General features: G+C 30.4%; 16 protein-coding genes. 2 read left to right on the top strand and 14 right to left on the bottom strand.

Features of this window, described 5'->3' with window-relative positions:
* Positions 1–33: 33 nt before the first annotated feature.
* The 4 genes from L8W68_RS05060 to L8W68_RS05045 are packed head-to-tail and all read right to left on the bottom strand — an operon-like array spanning position 34 to position 2,805.
* Positions 34–1,878, bottom strand: a complete 1,845-nt coding sequence (locus L8W68_RS05060) for a primosomal protein N' (protein ID WP_263675242.1) — start codon at positions 1,876–1,878, stop codon at positions 34–36.
* Positions 1,875–2,345 (bottom strand): type II secretion system protein, encoded by a 471-nt coding sequence (locus L8W68_RS05055; RefSeq protein ID WP_263675241.1) that lies wholly within the window; start codon positions 2,343–2,345, stop codon positions 1,875–1,877. The genes L8W68_RS05060 and L8W68_RS05055 overlap by 4 nt, the downstream gene beginning before the upstream one ends.
* Positions 2,346–2,585 (bottom strand): hypothetical protein, encoded by a 240-nt coding sequence (locus L8W68_RS05050; protein WP_012661889.1) that lies wholly within the window; start codon positions 2,583–2,585, stop codon positions 2,346–2,348.
* Positions 2,572–2,805, bottom strand: a complete 234-nt coding sequence (locus L8W68_RS05045; protein WP_012661890.1) for a hypothetical protein — start codon at positions 2,803–2,805, stop codon at positions 2,572–2,574. The genes L8W68_RS05050 and L8W68_RS05045 overlap by 14 nt, the downstream gene beginning before the upstream one ends.
* A 154-nt stretch (positions 2,806–2,959) precedes the next feature.
* On the opposite strand from L8W68_RS05045, the gene uvrB reads away from it, so the two are divergent.
* Positions 2,960–4,933 carry an excinuclease ABC subunit UvrB gene (gene uvrB, locus L8W68_RS05040; RefSeq protein WP_263675240.1) on the top strand — a complete coding sequence of 658 codons (1,974 nt, stop codon included), beginning with the start codon at positions 2,960–2,962 and terminating at the stop codon, positions 4,931–4,933.
* A gap of 17 nt (positions 4,934–4,950) precedes the next feature.
* Here the strand turns inward: uvrB and efp are convergent, their stop codons facing one another.
* Genes efp through pheS form a run of 8 tightly spaced genes read right to left on the bottom strand, consistent with a single transcriptional unit; the run spans position 4,951 to position 14,795 of the window.
* Entirely contained in the window at positions 4,951–5,520 is a 570-nt protein-coding gene (efp, locus tag L8W68_RS05035) for an elongation factor P (RefSeq protein ID WP_039618934.1), read from the bottom strand.
* 60 nt (positions 5,521–5,580) lie between these two features.
* Positions 5,581–7,161: an alpha-ketoglutarate reductase / D-3-phosphoglycerate dehydrogenase gene (locus L8W68_RS05030; protein ID WP_039618935.1), complete on the bottom strand. Its 1,581-nt coding sequence runs from the start codon at positions 7,159–7,161 to the stop codon at positions 5,581–5,583.
* Positions 7,158–7,637, bottom strand: coding sequence for a hypothetical protein (locus L8W68_RS05025; RefSeq protein ID WP_263675239.1), 480 nt, complete (start codon positions 7,635–7,637; stop codon positions 7,158–7,160). Before L8W68_RS05025 ends, L8W68_RS05030 begins: the two co-directional genes overlap by 4 nt.
* Before the next feature lie 6 nt (positions 7,638–7,643).
* On the bottom strand, positions 7,644–9,311 hold the full coding sequence (locus L8W68_RS05020) for a 30S ribosomal protein S1 (protein ID WP_263675238.1): 1,668 nt from the start codon (positions 9,309–9,311) through the stop codon (positions 7,644–7,646).
* 55 nt (positions 9,312–9,366) lie between these two features.
* Positions 9,367–10,203 carry a 4-hydroxy-3-methylbut-2-enyl diphosphate reductase gene (locus L8W68_RS05015; protein ID WP_263675237.1) on the bottom strand — a complete coding sequence of 279 codons (837 nt, stop codon included), beginning with the start codon at positions 10,201–10,203 and terminating at the stop codon, positions 9,367–9,369.
* Entirely contained in the window at positions 10,193–11,479 is a 1,287-nt protein-coding gene (aroA, locus tag L8W68_RS05010; protein WP_263675236.1) for a 3-phosphoshikimate 1-carboxyvinyltransferase, read from the bottom strand. Before aroA ends, L8W68_RS05015 begins: the two co-directional genes overlap by 11 nt.
* Positions 11,476–13,806, bottom strand: a complete 2,331-nt coding sequence (pheT, locus tag L8W68_RS05005; RefSeq protein WP_263675235.1) for a phenylalanine--tRNA ligase subunit beta — start codon at positions 13,804–13,806, stop codon at positions 11,476–11,478. The genes aroA and pheT overlap by 4 nt, the downstream gene beginning before the upstream one ends.
* Positions 13,803–14,795, bottom strand: coding sequence for a phenylalanine--tRNA ligase subunit alpha (gene pheS / locus L8W68_RS05000; protein ID WP_087699975.1), 993 nt, complete (start codon positions 14,793–14,795; stop codon positions 13,803–13,805). Before pheS ends, pheT begins: the two co-directional genes overlap by 4 nt.
* An 84-nt stretch (positions 14,796–14,879) precedes the next feature.
* Here pheS and L8W68_RS04995 point away from each other — a divergent pair, with 84 nt between their 5' ends.
* A complete protein-coding gene (locus L8W68_RS04995; protein ID WP_263675233.1) occupies positions 14,880–15,245 on the top strand; it encodes a histidine triad nucleotide-binding protein in 366 nt (121 codons plus the stop codon).
* Positions 15,246–15,262: 17 nt separating this feature from the next.
* On the opposite strand, the gene pckA is transcribed toward L8W68_RS04995, so the two are convergent.
* Both pckA and L8W68_RS04985 read right to left on the bottom strand, forming a co-directional pair.
* Positions 15,263–16,837, bottom strand: coding sequence for a phosphoenolpyruvate carboxykinase (ATP) (pckA, locus tag L8W68_RS04990; RefSeq protein WP_263675232.1), 1,575 nt, complete (start codon positions 16,835–16,837; stop codon positions 15,263–15,265).
* A gap of 10 nt (positions 16,838–16,847) precedes the next feature.
* A complete protein-coding gene (locus L8W68_RS04985) occupies positions 16,848–18,626 on the bottom strand; it encodes a biotin/lipoyl-containing protein (protein ID WP_263675231.1) in 1,779 nt (592 codons plus the stop codon).
* Positions 18,627–18,665 lie beyond the last annotated feature (39 nt).

Below are 18,665 nucleotides of genomic sequence, written 5' to 3'. Positions count from 1 at the left end.
AAAATAATAATTATTTATAAATAAATATATTTTTTAAGAAAAGTCAACCGGATCTATATCGCAAGTAATATTTTTAAAATTTAAAGCAAAATGCTCAAATTTTACAAGTTCTTGATGAGTATTAGCACGCAATAATACATAAAAACGCCATTTTTTATTTAGCATTTCAATGCCACAAGCACCATGTCCTACTAATTGCACTTGTTTTAATTCTTGAACTTTATTAGCTATAAATTCACACAAATTTAAAGCTTTGTTTTTATCCTCATCTTCAATAATTATCCTTAAAAGTCTTTTAAATGGAGGGTAAAGCTCACTTCTAGCATTTAATTCATCTTTTAAAAAACTATCATAATCTTGTATATATTTTTCAAAAAAAGATCTATTCTTAGTTTGCAAAAGCACCCTACCCTCACCCTTTCGACCTGCACGACCTGCTACTTGCATAGCAAGAGCCAAAGTCTCTTCTAAGGCTTTAAAATTAGGTCTAAATAAGTACTCATCAAGCCCCAAAATCACACTCAAATCCACATTATGATAATCATGTCCTTTAGCAAGCATAGAAGTGCCTACTAAAATATCAATTTTTTCTTGGTTAAAATCTTTTAAAATCATATCAAGCTTTTTTACACTGCTAATCTCATCACTATCAAATCTTTTTATGATAGGATTAAACTCGGCTAATTCTTTTTCTAAAAGCTCACAAAGCTCTGCTGTACCCATTTTTTTAGCTTCAAGCATAACTCCATTGCAAGTTGGGCAGGTTTGATCGATTTCTTTAGTGAAATTACAATAATGGCATTTTAATGCATTTTTATTTTTGTGCAAACTCAAAGCAATAGAACAAAAAGGGCATTTAATGGTATTAGCACATTCTTTGCATAAAATTTGTCTAAAATTTGCCCTTGTAGGTAAAAATACCACGGCTTGCTTTTTATTTCTTAAGCTAATTTTTAATTCTAAAAGCAATTTTGATGAAACACTAAGCTCACTCTCATCATACAAAAACTGCTTTTTGCTTTCAAAAAAGGTTCCTTTAAGTCTAAAACAAGGATGTTTATAAAAACTTACAACACTTGGAGTAGCAGAACCTAAAAGAACTTTTATATGCATTTTTTTTGCTATAAATAAAGCCAAATCTCTTGCATTGATTTTTGGATTATTAGAAGCTTTATAAGAATTATCATGCTCCTCATCAATAATAATCAAACCTAAATTCTCAAAAGGCAAAAACAAAGCCGACCTAGCTCCCACCACTAAAAGAGCTTTTGAATTTGCTAAATCTTGCAAACATTCTTGCTTTTTTTTCTTAGTAATTTTAGAATGCCACAAGAAAAAATGCTCGCCAAAATACACTTTTAATCTTTTTTGCATTTGTGGAGTTAGAGCGATTTCTGGCATTAAAAGCAAAACCTGCTTTCCTTGCTCTAGATATTCTTTTATCAAGCTAATATAAATTTCAGTTTTACCACTTCCTGTATCACCAAATAGCAAACTAGTTTGTTTGGTTTTTATAAATTCCAAAGCCTCTTGCTGGTTTTTACTTAAAATAGGTGTTTTTTCTATATGAATTTTTTCATTTTTATACTCTTTAATGCTTTCAAACATGCCCAAAACAAAAGCTATTTTACTAGCATAATAATAAGCAATAAACTGAGCAAGTTCGTATTGGTATTGCATTAGCTTAAAACCTGTTTTTTCTTTTATAGCTTGGGTTTTAAAATCAGGATTTGAGCATTTTTGTAAAATTATAGCTTTGAGATTTTTTTTCCTTGCAAGATCAACTACCACCTCATCTAAAATTTCAAATTCTTCTTCACTTTCATAAGTTAAGGTATCTAAATAATATCCTTTAATAGCAAGTTGATAAAAGTTCAAAACCCATAATCCTTACAATTTAAACTCACACATTCTAAAAAAACTTTTTCACTATTATAAGAAAAATCTATGTAATTTTTAGTATTTATGAAAAATCTATATTGAGTATTTGTTGTTTTCATCCACGATTTTTTAGATGAAATGATTGGTTTTTCTAAAACGCTGTAAGTGCATTGTTTTGTATTTTTATGATTTTGAAAATTAGAACATACAAATAATTTTTGATTTTCACTATTTATCAAAGCTTCATCTAAAATTGCTGGAAAATCCTTACTTTCTTTAAATAAAAACTGATTTCTAAGTAAAGACAAAGAAGCATTGATAAGCTCCACCTCACTTTTTACTTGAATGAGTTTAGCATCGTTTTTTCCAAAAGAAAAATACGGATAAGCAATTACGCTAAGAATAGCAATAATCATCATACAAAAAACAAGCTCTATCAAAGTAAAAGCTTTTTTTATTTGCATTTATTTTATTTCTTCATCGATAGTATTGATAAGTTTATTGAGTTCTTTTTTTAAGATATAGTTTTCGTAGCTAAGTTTCACAAAAGCATTAATGAAATTTGCAAGCTCTATCTTGCCTGTGCCTCCAGAAATTAAAGCAATTTCATCTTCAAGATGATTTGCAAATTCATTGCTGCATGTTACAACAAAGTCTTTTGCATAGACATTAATTGTAACTTTTCTTTGGTTATTGTTTGCCAAGAACTGCCTCTATTTTTTTGATCACATCTTCACTTTCAATATTTTTATTTTTAAGCTCTTCTTCTAAACGCGCGATTTGATTATTTTTAGCTTCATTTTGTGCTTTTACACTTACTAATTCATTTCTTAAATTTTCATTTATTTCACATACTTCATTATATTTAGCCAAAAGCTCATTTACTTTATCTGTCATTGTGTTGATTATTCTTTCATCATACATATTTTCTTGCCTTTATTGATTTTATATTTAGAGTATTTTAAACACATAATTGTAACAAAAAAAAATTTAATTTTGCATAGCTTTTTGTTTTAAAATTTAAATTTTTACAAAAAATTTTGTGTAAAATTAGCAAAAATACAAGTTAGGAAAATTTATGTTTGAACTTACTAGTGATTTTAAACCAAGTCCTGATCAAAAACAAGCCATTGATGGTATAGTAAAAAGCATTAAAGCGGGTAATAAATACCAAACCTTACTAGGTGTTACAGGTAGTGGAAAAACTTTCACTATGGCAAATATCATTAAAAACTTAAACATGCCTACTCTTATCATGAGTCACAATAAAAGTTTATGTGCGCAACTTTATAGTGAATTTAAAGGTTTTTTTGCAAATAATCATGTGGAGTATTTTATAAGCTATTATGATTATTATCAACCAGAAGCTTATATACCAAGAACGGATGTTTTTATAGAAAAAGATAGTTCCACTAATGAAGATTTAGAAAGATTAAGATTAAGCGCAAGCGCTTCGCTTTTAAGTTATGATGATGTTATTTGCATAGCTAGTGTTTCAGCAAATTATGGTTTGGGAAATCCAAGTGAGTATGTGGGTATGGTTTTGATTTTAGAGCTTAATATGCAAATAAATCAAAAAGAACTTTTAAAAAAACTTGTAGATATGGGTTATAAACGCAATGATAATTTCTTTGACAGAGCTGATTTTAGAGTCAATGGAGATATAGTAGATATATATCCAGCTTATTATGAGGATGAAGCTATTAGACTTGAATTTTTTGGCGATGAACTTGAGGCGATGTATCATTATAATATCTTAGAAAATAAAAAAGGTAAAGACTTAAAAAAATTTATACTTTATCCAACTAGTCAATTTAGCGTAGGTGAAGCTAGACTTAAAGAGGCTATAAAAGGTATAAAAGCTGAATTAAATAAACGCCTTGCTTATTTTGAAAATGAAAATAAACTCGTAGAAGCACAAAGACTAAAACAAAGGGTAGAATTTGACCTTGAAATGCTTCAAAGTACTGGCATGTGCAAAGGAGTTGAAAATTATGCCTTGCATTTAACAGGGCTTAAGAGCGGCGATACACCTTATACGCTTTTTGATTATTTTGCCATTAAAAATCAAGATTTTTTAGTCATTGTAGATGAATCTCATGTATCTTTGCCACAATTTCGCGGAATGTTTGCAGGGGATAGAAGCAGAAAGCAAACTTTGGTTGATTATGGTTTTCGCTTGCCAAGTGCCTTAGATAATAGACCTTTGATGTTTGATGAATTTATTAATAAAAATTGTAAATTTTTATTTGTTTCAGCCACACCTGCACCTTTAGAACTAGAATTAAGCAAAGAAAATATTTTTTATCAAATCATGCGTCCAACAGGGCTTTTAGATCCTAAAATAGAAATCAAAGATAGTGAAAATCAAGTAGAAATTTTATATGATGAAGCTAAAAAAGTTATAGAGCGTAATGAAAGAGTTTTAATAACCGTTTTAACTAAAAAAATGGCTGAAGAGCTTAGTAAATACTACTTAGAACTTGGCTTAAAAGTAAAATACATGCATTCAGAAATTGACGCAATAGAGCGTAATGAAATCATCCGTGGTTTAAGAAGTGGTGCTTTTGATATTTTAATCGGAATTAATCTTTTAAGAGAAGGACTTGACTTGCCTGAAGTTTCTCTTATAGCCATTATGGATGCAGATAAAGAAGGCTTTTTAAGAAGTACCACTGCACTCATTCAAACGATGGGGCGTGCTGCTAGAAATGTTAATGGGAAAGTTTTACTTTTTGCCAAAAAAATCACAAAATCTATGCAAGAAGCTATCGATACTACTAATGAAAGAAGAACCCTACAAGAAGCTTATAATAAAAAGCACAACATCACACCAACCTCAGTAAAAAGAAATATAGAAGAAAGTTTAAAACATGAACTTGAGCAAGGAGAAATTTATCGCAAAGGCAAAGAACTTGAAAAAATGCCTGCAAAAGAACGCGCCAAAATAGTAAAAGAATTAAGAAAACAAATGCTAGAAGCGGCTAAAAATCTTGAGTTTGAGAAAGCAGCAATGCTTAGAGATGAGATTAACAAATTAAGAACTTTATAATCCCTTAAAATAAGGGATTATTTATTTGCTCTTTCTATATACTCTCCACGCACAGTATCAACACGGATTACTTCTCCTTCTAGTACATGGAAAGGAATTTGCACTACTGCACCTGTTTCTAAAGTAGCTGGTTTTTTGTTTGAGCCTTGAGTGTCACCTTTGAAATTTGGTGCTGTTTCGATAATTTTAAGTTCCATTACTTGAGGCACTTCCACACCTATTGCTTTTCCATTGTGGAATAAAACATCCACCATGGTTCCATCAAGCATCCATTTTTTAGCTTCACCCACATCTTCATCGCTAATTGCAACTTGCTCATAAGTTTGAGTATCCATAAATTGACAATTTTCACCATCATCATATAGATATTGCATTTGTTTTTCTTCTAAATTTGGAGATTCGCATTTATCTCCTGCATGGAAAGTTTTTTCTAAAACCTTACCATCGATAAAAGATTTAATTTTAATACGTACAAAAGCAGGACCTTTTCCTGGTTTTACGTGTTGATATTCTACGATTTTAAAAGGAATACCATCAATTTCTATTTTTAAACCTTTTTTTAAATCTCCCATTCCATAAGAAGCCATATATTTTCCTTAATTTTAAAATTAAAAAATAATTGTAACAATTAAGGCTTATAAAAAGCCTTAAATTTCTGCATATTCTGCAAAAATGCAAGCATCAACTGCTCTTAATTCTTCAAGCAAAGCTTTTGAAATTTTTGCATCAAGCAAAATCACAGCTAAAGCTTTTCCAAAGCCATTTCTACCAAGTCTAAAATCAGCTATATTGACATTATTTTTAGCTAAAATTCCGCTAACATTAGCAATAACTCCTGGTATATCATTGTTATTTAAAATTATCATTTTCCCTTTTGGTTTAAAATCTACATCAAAACCATTTAATTCTACTATTCTTTGTTCATTTTCACCAAAAATAGTTCCTGAAATAGAAAGGTTAGAATTGTCTGTGATTACCTTTATGGTGATTTTATTACTATAACCACTACTTGGTAAAATACAAGAAGAAAGCTCCACGCCCTTATCTTTAGCTACAAAATGTGCGTTAATATAATTAATATTTTCACCTAAAATTCCTCTTAAAACACTCACTGTTGCAAAAGTTAGCAAAGACTCATTATATTCACTAATTTGTCCTTCGCTCTCAAGTTTAATAGCCTTAATAGGAGTTTTATCAAGCTGAGCAGCCAAAAAGCCCATTTTAGAAATAAGCTCAATATAAGGCGCTACAAAACTTGGCAAATCTTCAGTTTTAATTGGTAAATTTAAAGCATTAGGATAAGAAATTCCTCTTGCGGCATTTAAAGCTTGCTCGCATGCTTGGATAGCTATATTTTCTTGACTTTCTAAGGTATTTGCACCAAGATGAGAAGTAACAGAAACATTTTCAAAGTCTAAAAATGGATGATTAGTTGCTGGTTCTTTATTAAACACATCGATACCAAGCCAAGCTATTTTACCACTTTTTAACCCCTCACACAATGCATCTTCATTATAAAGACCACCTCTGGCGCAATTTATCAATCTTACACCATCTTTCATTTTAGAAATTTCTTCAAAAGAAATCATATCTGTTGTTTCTTTTGTTTTTGGTGTATGTATAGTAATAAAATCACTTTGAGTTAAAATTGTATCTAAAGAATTCACACATTCAATACCCAAATCAGTCATTTTAGAAGCTACCACATAAGGATCATAAGCTATAACTTTCATACCAAAAGCTTTTGCGCGTACAGCTACTCTTGAACCTATATTGCCAAAACCTATTACCCCTAAAGTTTTGTTCATAAGTTCAACACCATACCACTTTTCTCTTTCCCATCTTCTTTGTATTTTTAAAAAATTATGGGCATTTACAAAAGATCTTGCAGAACATAATAGATGATTCATAGTAAGTTCGACTGCTGCTATAGTATTAGCCGTTGGTACATTCATAACTATAATGCCTTTTTTAGAGCATTCATCTATATCAACATTATCAACCCCAACACCTGCTCTAACTAAAGCTTTTAAATTAGAACATGCATTGATAAATTTCAAATCCACATCTGTCGAACTTCTAGTAATAGCTACATCTACATCACTTAATTTTGTTAAAAGCTCATCTTTAGGTAAATGCGCTGCTTCAATAAGTTCTACATCATCAGCTTTTCTTAAAAGCTCCACACCTTTGTCTAATATTGCATCACATACAATAATTTTTTTCATAACCAAACCTCCTTTAATTTTGCATTTATGTTGTAAATTTTTAATTTGTCGATCAGTGCGTTTAAAACTTTTTCATTATTTGTATCTAAATAAATTGCCACTTCATCTTTGCTTTGTGTTAAAGTGTATTTGATAAAAAAAGAATGCAAAGTTTGCTTTAAACAAAACATAGAATAAACATCGTTTTTATTTACATCGAGCATATAAAATTTTTGTTTTGGTTTTACCACAGAATCATCCATATTAAAACTCATATAAAATTCATTCGCTGCTGGAGAAAAATCATTAATTTTAAGATTTGAAAGCTTATCTTGCCAAGTTTGTGGCAATTCTTTTTTTATCTCATCAAAAGAATATTTAACATTTTGTGAGATAGGTAAATTTCCAACATTTACATATCTCACCATAAAAACAAAAGCAACAATCAAAGCTAGGCTTAAAAAGCCTAAAATACCATAAAGGGTATATTTTTTCATTTGTTATTATAAAAGTTGATCTTTGATAATATCACCTAAAGTTACTTTATCATTATCATTGATTTCGTTTAACGCTTCTCTTTCTTTCATTCTTGCAAGACTTTTTACGCTTAAACGAATTCTATTTTTCTTTTCATCAATGAAAACAATTAAAGCTTCTATTGTATCGCCTACTTTTAAACTTGAAAAATCAATATTACCTAAATCTTCTTTGTGGATTAGCGCATCAACACCCTCTTCAAGCTCTACAAAAACTCCAAAATCTTTAATATCTCTAATTTTTCCTGAGATAATATCATTCACTTGGTGTTTTTGTGCATAAACTTGTACAGGACTTTTTTGCAATTCTTTAGTGCTTAAAGAAATTTTTTGATTTTCTTTGTCAAGCTTGATGATTTTAACTTCTATAACATCACCAACTTTATACATATCTTTGCATTTATCGTTTCTATTCCATGAAGCGTCTTCATTATGCAATAAACCTTCTAAGTTTGCAATTTTTACAAAGGCACCAAAATTAGTCACAGAAGTAACACTACCTTTTACCACATCACCTACTTTATGTGATTTTAAAAACTCATCAAAAGGTTTTGCTAATAAATTTTTTAAAGAAACTCTAAGTCTTCTTTCTTTAGCATTAATCTCAATTACTTCTACATCAAGCTCTTGGCCTTCGCTAATATAATCTTTTGGATTTTTAGCATTTTTATCCCAAGAAATTTCACTTATATGTAAAAATCCTTCTATATCATTTCCCAAATCAACAAAAGCACCATATGGCTCTATATTTGAAACTGTAACCTTAATAGTGTCACCAACCTCTAAACCATCTTTAATTTCATCCCAAGGATCAGGCATAGCAAGTTTGATAGATAAAGAAAGATGTTTTTTATCTTTATCATATTTAATCACTTTTACAGGAACCTTATCGCCCTCATTATACAATGAACTAGGATTTACTGGCCCTTTGTAAGAAATTTCACTATAGTGAACCAAACCATCAACACCGCCTACATCAACAAACATACCATAGGTAGTGATTTTTTTAACAATGCCTTCTATAATTTCTTCTTGGTTTAACACATTTGAGATAATCTCTTTGCGTTTTTTTCTTTCTTCATCTACTATTTTTTTTCTAGAAACTACTATACTTTGAGCTTCTTTATCTATTTTGATGATTTTAACTTTGAAAGTTTTATTGATGATGTTATTTGAATCTTTAAAGCTACTTTGTGATTTTGGCAAGAAAAATTCTACTCCATTTTCATCCACAGCCACAAAGCCACCTCTATTTTTACCAATGATTTTCACATCAAACATACTTTCATCATCTTTATAATTATCAATAAATTCTTTAACTTTTTGCTTTCTTAAAGCTTTTTTATGAGAAAGTAAAGATCTGCCACCGCGAGAACCCACTATAGCAACTTCTAATGCATCGCCTTCTTTGAAGATAAATTCGCCTTTGTCGTTTTGAATTTCTTCTATTGCTAAAATACCTTCTGATTTTTGCCCTACATTTACAAATACTTCATCGCCTTTAATCGCGACAATTATACCCTGTGTAGTTGCCTCCTCATCAGACTTAAAAGATTCTTCAAGCATTTGCTCAAAATCTTCTTCTATGATAATATCCTCTAGTCTGTTTTGAACTTTTTTGTTCACCTCGCTCATCGTGGTCCTTTGTTTTAAATTTTAATTCTTGATTATAGTATTGTTTTCTTTAAACTTAGTTAATTTTGGTATATTCTTTGATTTTTTCCAAAACCAAATCAATCACCCAATCCGGTGTAGAAGCACCTGCACTAATACCGCATTTTTCTTTGCCACTAAACCATTCTTTTTGAATTTCTTTTTCATTTTCGATTAAATAGCTATCCTCGCAGTAATTTTTTGCTATTAAAAAAAGTTGCTTAGTATTAGCTGAATTTTTTCCTCCAACTATTATCATTACATCACTTTTTTTAGCAAGCTCATTGATTGCTTCTTGATTTTTAAAAGTCGCATCACATATGGTATTAAAAACACGCACTTCTTTAACTCTAAGCATTAAAAAATTCACAATCTCCATAAATTTTTCTATCTTTTTTGTAGTTTGTGATACCACTGCAATTTTAGAAGGCAATTTAATATCAAGCAACTCTTTTTCATCAAGCACTACATAAGCCTTAGTACTTACATAACTTCTCACCCCTTTTACTTCAGGATGATTTTCATCTCCAAAAATTACAACTTCATAGCCTTCATTGCTCATTTGCTCACAAATTTTTTGAGGTTTAGTCACAAAAGGACAAGTTGCATCAAAAATTTCTATATCTTTTTGTTTTAATTTTTCTAAATCTTGCTTTGTAATACCATGGGTTCTAATGATAGCTTTTTTTTCTGTGCTTAATTCATTGATATCATTTAATGTTTTAACATTATAATTTTTCCAAAGTCTTGTGATTTCTTCATTGTTATGAATTAAAGGGCCTATGGTAGCTGCATCTTTAATCTGTTCAGCCTTTTTAATAGCTCTTTTTACCCCAAAACAAAATCCATAGCTTTTTGCTAGTTCAATCTCCAAATTTAGCTCCTATTTGCTTTAAAATCTCAATAAAATTTGGAAAAGAAGTTTTAATACATTCACTATCATCCACTTCCATTCCACATCTTAAACCTAAAATTAAAAAACTCATCGCAATTCTATGATCTCCAAAGCTTTCTATTTTAGCACTTTTAGCTTCGCCACCTTCTACTTCGAAACCATCTTCAAATTCTTTTACCTTTATGCCACATTTTTGCAAATTTAATACAATTGATTTGATTCTATCGCTTTCTTTTACGCGCAATTCTTTAGCATTTTTTATAACGCTTTTTCCCTTTGCACAAGCAAAAGCTATGGCCAAAGCTGGAATTTCATCAATCAACCATGCGATATTTTCACTCACATTTACCGCCTTTAAAGGCGCACTTTCAACGCAAATTTCTCCAATACTTTCAAAATCTTCATTGATAACATTATAAGTGATTTTTGCACCCATTTTTTCTAAAATTTTAAAGGCCTCAATGCGTGTTTTATTTAACAAAACATTTTTTAAAACTACTTTTGAATGAGGTAAAATACAAGCAGCTAAAGCAAAATAAAATGCCGATGATGGATCATTTGGCACACATACTTCAAATGCTTTTAATTTTTCTTTTAAAGGATTTATTTTGATAAAAGTTTTTTCCTCATTTAAATATTCAATACAAGCTCCCATTTTATTAAGCATAATCTCACTATGATCTCTTGAAAGCTCAATTTCTTTAAAATAACTTTCTTTTTTGGCAAATAAAGCTGCTAAAATTAAAGCCGATTTTACCTGAGCTGAAGCAATATTACTACTAAAATCAAAACCATCCAACTTAGCTCCTTGTATACAAATAGGTGCTAAATTTGCATTAGCTCTTCCATAAATTTTAGCCCCTAAACTCATCAAAGGCTCACTTACACGCCTCATCGGCCTAGCATTTAAATAACAATCCCCACTAAGAACAAAAAATTCATCTTCAATGGCACTTAAAAGACCTATTAAAAGTCTCATAGCTGTACCTGAATTGCCACAATCTAAAACACAATTTGGAGATTTTATATATTTTGGAGCTTTAATGCAAATTAATCCATCAATTTCTTCAACCTCAGCTCCCAAAGCTTGAATAATTGCTAAAGTATGTAAAGTATCTTGTGCTTTTAAATAATTTTTAATTTTGCAAGTTCCTTGAGTGAGTAAAGAAAAAATAGCAAAGCGATGAGATATAGACTTATCAGAAGCTATATCTTCAAGCTCTGCTGTAAAAGAACCAATAGGACTGATTTTCATCGAAGTTTTAAACCATGCTCATCATCTAAAGCTTTGATGATTTTATCAATATATTCAAGGATAATATTATCTTCTAAGGTTTTTTCAAAATCTCTAAATACTAAATTAATGGTCAAGCTATAAAAATCGCCTAAATTCTCATCTGTATATAAATCTACCACTCTAAAACTTTCTAATCTTTCAATATCTAATTTAGCAATAGTGTGTTTGATTTTTTCATATTCAAAACCCTTAGGTATAACTATACTTAAATCCCTGCTCATAGATGGAAATTTAGAATAAGCTTTAGCGGTTTTAAAGTCTTGTTTTAAGCCTTCTAAATCAAGCTCGCAAATATAAGTTTTAGTCAAATCTCTTTCATTTTCTATACTTAAATGCACTCTACCTATAAACCCTATACGCTTGCCATTTTTATATACATTTGCTTGTTCATATGGGCTTAAAAATGCATATTCTGATTTTTGTAAACTAAACTCACCTATAATGCTTTTTAATTCTGCTAAAAAGGTATAAAAATCTACCAAAACAGGTTTGGCCTTATTTGTGATTTTAGCTTCTTCTTTGTAACCACTAAAGATCATCGCAAATTTAGCATGCTCGTTTGAAAACTCATCAAAAACACTACCACACTCAAAAAGCTTGATTTTCTTTTTTGAATTTCTTAGATTAAAGCTTACTGCATTTAAAAGATGATTTATTAAAGTACTTCTTAAAGTATTAAGTTCGTTAGTAATAGGATTAATGAGTTTGTTTTTAATACATTTAAATCCTAGCTGACTTAATTCTTCTTCATTATCCAAAACATAATGCACACTTTCAAAATATCCATTATTACTTGCTTTTAATCTTAAATTTTTAAGCTCTTGATAATCAAAATATACTTGATTTAAGCGATTTTTTTCTCTAAATTCTAAAGCTTTTGATGGGATATTATCAATACCGATAATTCTTACTATTTCTTCACTAATATCAGCTATATTTACTATATCACTACGGTGAAGTGGAATTTTAATATTAAATTGTTCATCATTTACCACACTTATTTCAAAGCCTAGTTTTCTAAGAATTTTGACTAAATTATTTTTATCTATAGGCATACCAATGATTTTATCAATCTCTGTACCAAAAATCCCAATAATATTTGCTTCATTTTCTTTAAAAACTTGTTGGCTTCCTGAAAAAACACCCATTGCACTAATTTTTAAGCACTCATTAAATAAATACTCCATTCCCAAAGAAAGCTTAGGCTCACTGCCTCTTAAAGAACGATATATAGTATCATTTTTCTTTTTATAAAAGGCTATTGCATTTGCTATAGTTTGAGGATGAGTATAGTTTGCTTCTATAATGATGATTTTACTCTCATCATTAATTTTAAATTTATCTTCTTGCTCTATACCTGCTAAAGCAATCAACTCATCTTTATAATAAACCCCATACTCTCCATGCTCTTGAGTTTTAATCTCTAAAACAATCTTTTCATCAATTTGACAATCTTGACAAAGCTTATGAAAATCATAAGCACAAAAAATCACTCCACTTGCATGAGTTGCATAAGTTAAAAGATTTTCTATGTTGTTATTTTTATATGCTTCAATCAAAGCAAGACGAATTTGTATCGTGATATTTAACTTAAATTCTTCTTTAATCTCTAGTGCCTTATAAGCAAAAAATCCTTCAACATCACTTTGATTTTTAACACTTAGTATTCTTCCTATACCTACGCTATTTTCACTTTCTTTTAAAGGGTTTAATTCTTTTAAATTTAAATCAAGTGCTGCACTTAAATCTCTAGCAACACCATATAAACTCAAGCAATCCCCGCGATTTGGAGTAAGTTCTATTTCAATTAATTCATCATTAAACAAATCATATTCATTAAGAGCTTTTCCTAAAACTAACTCTCCCATACTTTCATCTAAAACCATAATGCCTTCATTACTTTTTCCAAAACCAAGCTCACTAGAAGAGCAAATCATACCCATAGATTCAACCCCTCTAAGTTTGGCAGGTTTTATCTCAAGTCCGCTAGGAAGCACTGCACCTACTAAAGATACGGCTACAAATTGATCTTTATCAACATTTTTTGCACCACAAACAATTTGTAAGATTTCATTCCCAACATCTACTTTACAAATATTCAATTTATCTGAATTTTCATGTTTAACTTTTTCTAAAACCTTACCTATTACAACTTTTTGGGGAGCTTTAACACTTTTGAAACTATCAACCTCTAATCCTATGGAATTTAAAGTATTTACTATAGTTTGTGTTGATATTTCACTTAAATCAATCCATTCATTTAACCAATTTCTACTAATAATCATCTAAATTGCTCCAATAATCTTAAATCACCTTCAAACATAGAACGCAAATCAGGAATTTTATGTAAAAGCATAGCAAAACGCTCCACACCCAAACCAAAAGCATAACCACTTACATTTTTATAACCAACAAATTTATAAACATTAGGGTCAACAACGCCACATCCTAAAACTTCAAGCCATCCTGTTTGCTTACAAACCCTACATCCACAACCTTTACAAAACACACAAGAAATATCTACTTCAGCAGATGGCTCTGTAAAAGGAAAAAAGCTTGGTCTAAAACGCACTTTTACATCGCCAAACATATGTTTTAAAAAATGCTCTAGCATATCTTTTAAATTTGCAAAATTTACCTTATCGCCTTCTTCTACCACAAGTCCTTCTACTTGATGAAACATAGGCGTATGTGTAATATCAAAATCTCTTCTAAAAACTGCACCTGGTGCTATCATTCTAATAGGTGGTTTTTGAGATAGCATAGTTCTAATTTGCACTGGAGAAGTTTGAGATCTAAGCAAGGTTTTATCTTCAAAATAAAAAGTATCTTGCATATCTCTTGCAGGATGATTTTGTGGTAAATTCAATGCTTCAAAATTATGAAAATCATCCTCGATCAAAGGCCCTTTTTCTATACTGAAATTTAAAGCTGTAAAATATTCTATGATTTTATCCATAGTTTGCATGATTGGGTGCAAAGCACCTGCATTTGAAGTTTCATCAAAAAAGCTAAAATCTTGCACATCTTGTTTCATTTTTTCATTTAAAGCTTTTTCTTCTAATTCTTTTAATTTTATTTGATAAGCTTCATTAAATTCATCTCTTGTTTTATTTAAACCATTGGCAAATTCTTTTTTTTCTTCACCTTGCAAATCTTTTAACTTTGCAAATTCTAAAGTCAAAATACCTTTTTTTCCTAAAACACTTACTTTTATATTTTCAAGCTCTGCTAAAGTATTTACAGAAGCAATTTTTTCTATCATATCTTGCAATTTTAGCTCCAACTAAATTTTTTTTAAACATTCTAATGTAAAATTATTTAAAATTAGCAAAAATAATAAAAAAAGGACTACTAAATGAGAGAAAAAACCGTATTTGAACTAATCGTAGAAGGAAAAATCCCTGCTAATAAAGTTTTAGAAAGTGAAAAATTTTTAGCTTTTCATGATATCAATCCTAAAGCACCTATTCATATTTTAATCATTCCAAAAGAGCATTTTGAAAACTTTCAAGAATTAAGACCTGAATTAATGAGCGAAATGACACAATTCATTCAAGAATTAGCTACTCTTTTAGGACTTGATAAAAGTGGATATAGATTAATCACAAATTGTGGAAAAAATAGCGGACAAGAAGTTTTTCATTTGCATTTTCATATGTTAGGTGGATTTGAGCTTCCAAAAAATAAAGAAGCCCAAATCAACCCTGAATCACTATTCTAAAAAGAGCTTAACTCTTTTTAGATAGCAGGACCAGCTAATTTAAATTCTGCTCCTTCTTTTACATCTTCATAGCGTTTGAAATTTTCTATAAACATTTTCGCAAGCTTTAATTTGGTTTCCTCATAAGCTTTTTTATCTTCCCAAGTATTAATAGGATTTAATAGCTTACTTTCTACACCTGCTAATTCTTTTGGAACTGCAAGATTAAATAAATCATAGTTTTCAAACTCACAATTTTGTATGCTACCATCTAAAATCGCATTAATGCAAGCTCTAGTAGCTTTAATACTCATTCTTTTGCCTACACCATAAGCTCCACCGCTCCAACCGGTATTTACTAGATAAACATTCACATTATGCTTGCTGATTTTTTCGCCCAAAAGTTTTGCATAAACAGTTGGGTGTAATGGCAAAAACACTTCCCCAAAACAAGCTGAAAAAGTCGCAACAGGCTCAGTAATACCTCTTTCAGTTCCTGCTACTTTAGCAGTATAACCACTTAGAAAATAATACATTGCTTGTTCTTTACTAAGTTTACTAACCGGAGGTAAAACGCCAAAAGCATCCGCTGAAAGGAAAATGATATTACTAGGATGACCTGCGCTAAGACTTGGTTCATGATTTAAAATATGTTCTATCGGGTAAGAAACTCTAGTATTTTCAGTTTTAGAACCATCATTAAAATCAACACTTAAATCATCTTTTAAAACTACATTTTCTAAAAGTGCATTTTGCTTTATAGCTCCATAAATTTCTGGCTCACTTTGAGGATCAAGATTGATACATTTTGCATAACAACCTCCTTCAAAATTAAACACACCCTCATCATCCCAACCATGCTCATCATCGCCTATTAATTTTCTTTTTGGATCGGTTGAAAGAGTGGTTTTACCTGTGCCACTAAGTCCAAAGAAAAGCGCCACATCACCTTTTTCTCCAACATTAGCACTACAATGCATAGAAAGTTTATTTTCTAGTGGAAGCCAGTAATTCATCATAGAGAAAATTCCTTTTTTCATCTCTCCACCATACCAAGTTCCACCAATTACTGCTATATTTTTTTCTATGTTAAAAATAACAAAAACCTCTGAATTTAAACCATCTTTTTTATAGTCTTCATTCGCACATTTACAAGCATTATATACCACAAAATCAGGCTTAAACTCTTTAAGATCTTCTTCTTTTGGACGAATAAACATATTTTTTACAAAATGCGCTTGCCATGCAATTTGCGTTACAAAACGCACAGCTTTACGACTTTTTAATGAAGCTCCACAATATGCATCTTGAATATAAATATCACTATTACTAAGTTGCTTTTTAGCTTTTGCTAAAAGTTTTTCAAATAATTCTTCACTAATAGGTTGATTAATCTTACCCCAAGCAATATATTTTTGTGAAGGATCTTGTTTTACAAAATATTTATCCTTAGGACTTCTTCCGGTAAAAATTCCCGTATCCACACTAAAGGTACCATTTTTAGTACATACACCTTCATTGTTGTTTTTTTCATGTTTTAGAAGCTCATCATAACTAAGATTATGAAAAACTTGTCCGATATTTTCTAAACCTAAATTTTCTAAACCTATCATTTTTGCCTCCTTATTTATAAGTCATTAAAGCCTGGCCTTCACTTACACTCTCACCGGCATTTACTAAAAGTTCTGCAATTTCTCCATCTTTACTTGCGCTAACTTCAATCTCCATTTTCATAGCCTCAAGTACAGCTACGACTTGTCCTGCTTTTACACTATCATTTTCTTTGACTAAAATTTTAAATACATTTGCATTCATACTTGCAACGATAGCATTATCACCCGCTTGGACTTTTTTAGCTTCTGCGTTGTTACTACTTACTTTTACAGCACTTTTAACATTAACATCTCTATCAAAACCTGCACTTACTTCTACATGGTATTTATTACCATTAACTGAAACGGTAAATTGATTTTCATTAACAAGACTTGGTTTTAATTTGCTATTCTTTCTAACATTAACCTTAGCTTCGCCTTTTAAGAAAGCTATGCCTTTTTCTTTACAAGCTGCAACGATAAAAATATTTTCTTCGCTTGTTTCTAAATTTTCTTTTTCTAATAAGTTTTTAATATAAGCTATACTTTTACTCTCATCTGCATCGGCAATATCTGTGGCTAATTTTGTAGTTGGCTCTAATTTTAATTGCTCGCTTGCAAGCTTAACTACTTCAGAATCTGGAGCAACGGGAGTTTTTCCAAAATATCCTAAAACCATCTTACCATATCCATCTGCGATTTTTTTCCAAGGACCAAACATTACATTATTAAAAGCTTGTTGGAAATAAAACTGTGATACAGGAGTAACCGAAGTACCATAACCACCTTTTTCTACCACTTCTTGCATGGCTTTTATAACTTGAGGAAATTTATCTAAAATATTATTATCTCTCATCATTTGTGTATTAGCGGTTAATGCTCCACCTGGCATAGGCGAAAAAGGTATTAAAGGGTTTACCGCTGTTGCTTCAGGTGGTAAAAAATAATCTTTTAAACAATCTTTTAGCGCTTCTTCGTATTTTAAAATTTTTTCTTCATCCAAACCAAGATCAAAATTACTTCCTTTTAAAGCATGAAGCATGGTTAAAATATCAGGTTGAGAAGTACCACCACTAACAGGAGCAGCAGCTAAATCTATACCATCAACACCTGCCTCTAAAGCTGCTAAATAGCATGCTATACTCACCCCTGCAGTTTCATGCGTATGTAATCTTATATGCATATTTTCAGGCAAGTTTTTTCTAGCCATTTTAATAACTTCATAAATTTTATTTGGATTTGAAGTTCCACTTGCGTCTTTAAAACAAATACTATCAAAAGGAATTTGAGCTTGTAGGATTTCTTTTAAAATTCTTTCATAAAAAGGCACATCATGCGCGCCTTTACATTTTGGAGGTAAATCCATTAAAGTAATAGTAATTTCATGTTTTAAACCATGCTTAACTATACATTCTCCACTAAATTTTAAATTATTTACATCATTTAATGCATCAAAATTTCTTATGGTAGTTGTGCCATGTTTTGCAAACATTTTTGCATGCAAGTCAATAATTTCTTTACTACCTGTATCAAGTGCTACAGTATTAACCCCTCTTGCAAGAGTTTGCAAATTTGCTTCTTTTCCAACGATGGCTCTAAATTTATCCATCATTTCAAAGGCATTTTCATTTAAATAAAAAAATAAGCTTTGAAATCTAGCTCCACCGCCAAATTCAAAATGTTTAATGTCTGCTTCTTTAGCTGCTTCTAGGGCAGGAAAAAAGTCATTCATTAAAACTCTAGCACCATAAACAGATTGAAAACCATCTCTAAATGTGGTATCCATTACATCAATTAACTTTTTAGCCATAATTTTTCCTTATTTTTACATCTTTGCAATTATAACTCT

Source organism: Campylobacter sp. FU_497 (assembly GCF_025772425.1).
Taxonomy (GTDB): domain Bacteria; phylum Campylobacterota; class Campylobacteria; order Campylobacterales; family Campylobacteraceae; genus Campylobacter_D; species Campylobacter_D lari_C.
Note: the sequence above shows the minus strand (reverse complement) of the source record. Positions and strands in the feature narration are given on the sequence as shown.

Excerpts from the sequence above, each read along its gene's own strand:
- L8W68_RS04995 (WP_263675233.1), top strand. The coding sequence starts at position 14,880 with ATGAGAGAAAAAACCGTATTTGAACTAATCGTAGAAGGAAAAATCCCT.
- aroA (WP_263675236.1), bottom strand. The coding sequence starts at position 11,479 with ATGAAAATCAGTCCTATTGGTTCTTTTACAGCAGAGCTTGAAGATATA.
- L8W68_RS04985 (WP_263675231.1), bottom strand. The coding sequence starts at position 18,626 with ATGGCTAAAAAGTTAATTGATGTAATGGATACCACATTTAGAGATGGT.
- L8W68_RS05045 (WP_012661890.1), bottom strand. The coding sequence starts at position 2,805 with ATGTATGATGAAAGAATAATCAACACAATGACAGATAAAGTAAATGAG.
- L8W68_RS05030 (WP_039618935.1), bottom strand. The coding sequence starts at position 7,161 with ATGAAAAAAATTATTGTATGTGATGCAATATTAGACAAAGGTGTGGAG.
- uvrB (WP_263675240.1), top strand. The coding sequence starts at position 2,960 with ATGTTTGAACTTACTAGTGATTTTAAACCAAGTCCTGATCAAAAACAA.
- L8W68_RS05025 (WP_263675239.1), bottom strand. The coding sequence starts at position 7,637 with ATGAAAAAATATACCCTTTATGGTATTTTAGGCTTTTTAAGCCTAGCT.
- pheT (WP_263675235.1), bottom strand. The coding sequence starts at position 13,806 with ATGATTATTAGTAGAAATTGGTTAAATGAATGGATTGATTTAAGTGAA.
- L8W68_RS05055 (WP_263675241.1), bottom strand. The coding sequence starts at position 2,345 with ATGCAAATAAAAAAAGCTTTTACTTTGATAGAGCTTGTTTTTTGTATG.
- L8W68_RS05020 (WP_263675238.1), bottom strand. The coding sequence starts at position 9,311 with ATGAGCGAGGTGAACAAAAAAGTTCAAAACAGACTAGAGGATATTATC.
- efp (WP_039618934.1), bottom strand. The coding sequence starts at position 5,520 with ATGGCTTCTTATGGAATGGGAGATTTAAAAAAAGGTTTAAAAATAGAA.
- pckA (WP_263675232.1), bottom strand. The coding sequence starts at position 16,837 with ATGATAGGTTTAGAAAATTTAGGTTTAGAAAATATCGGACAAGTTTTT.